This is a genomic window from Leucobacter holotrichiae, assembly GCF_055791005.1.
Window position 1 is genome coordinate 1 of record NZ_JBVUAC010000039.1, and the last position, 980, is coordinate 980.

Below are 980 nucleotides of genomic sequence, written 5' to 3' on the forward strand. Positions count from 1 at the left end.
TTACGATCGCGACCGATACCGCTGGGTTCAAGCAGCTCCTCGCCTGGGCTGAGAGCTTCGGGAAGGTCATCTCCTTCGGGATTGAGGGGACTGGCTCCTACGGGGCAGGCCTCACCTCGTTCCTACGAAGGCAAGGCCATAAGGTCGTCGAGGTCTCCCGCCCTGACAGGCGGCTGCGCCGACTCAACGGCAAGTCAGACACCCTTGACGCGGAGAACGCCGCGAGAGCGGTGCTTGCAGGCTTCGCGACCGCAACCCCGAAGACGATGGATGGTGCGGTCGAGATGATTCGGCAACTGAAAGTCGCCCATGACACCGCAGTGAAGCAGAAAGCTGCGACGATGGTGACACTCAAAGCCATGCTCGTGCACGCACCAGAACAACTCCGCATCGAGACCGCCCGGAAGACACAGCGTACGCTCGCGCGTTACTGTGCGGCATTCCGACCGCGCGGTCTCGAATCTCCAGAGGACGCGAACCGGCATGCCTTGCGGTCGCTTGCGAAGCGCTGGCTCCTGCTCGACGAGGAAAGCAAGGAACTTACGAGCATGATCGAGGAACTCGTCCTCCAGCGTGCGCCCCATCTGCTCGACGAGTTCGGCATTGGCGTGGACACTGCCGCAGAAATCCTCATCGTGGCAGGAGACAACCCCGAGCGCATCAAGTCCGAGGCGGCGTTCGCGAAACTCGCTGGCATTAGCCCGATACCCGCTGGCTCTGGAATAACGAGTGGGAAGCACCGCATCAATCATGGTGGGCACCGGCAACTCAACGCCGCGATCTACCGGACCGTGATCGTGCGGATGAGATTTCACCAACCCACGATCGACTATGTCGCCCGCAGAACCGCCGAAGGGAAAAGCAAACGAGACATCATCCGATGCTTGAAACGCTATGTCATCCGCGAGCTCTACCACCTGGTCAAAGTCAACCCGAGAACCGGTGAGATCGTGAGTTGACAAATATAGGAGCATCAACGC

1 protein-coding gene is annotated in these 980 nt (G+C 60.1%); it reads left to right on the forward strand.

Translation table 11 applies throughout. From position 1 onward, the window contains the following. A partial coding sequence (locus AC0KXF_RS15175; protein WP_473109964.1) for an IS110 family RNA-guided transposase occupies positions 1–959 on the forward strand: 959 nt, incomplete at its 5' end. Between the last annotated feature and the right edge of the window lie 21 nt (positions 960–980).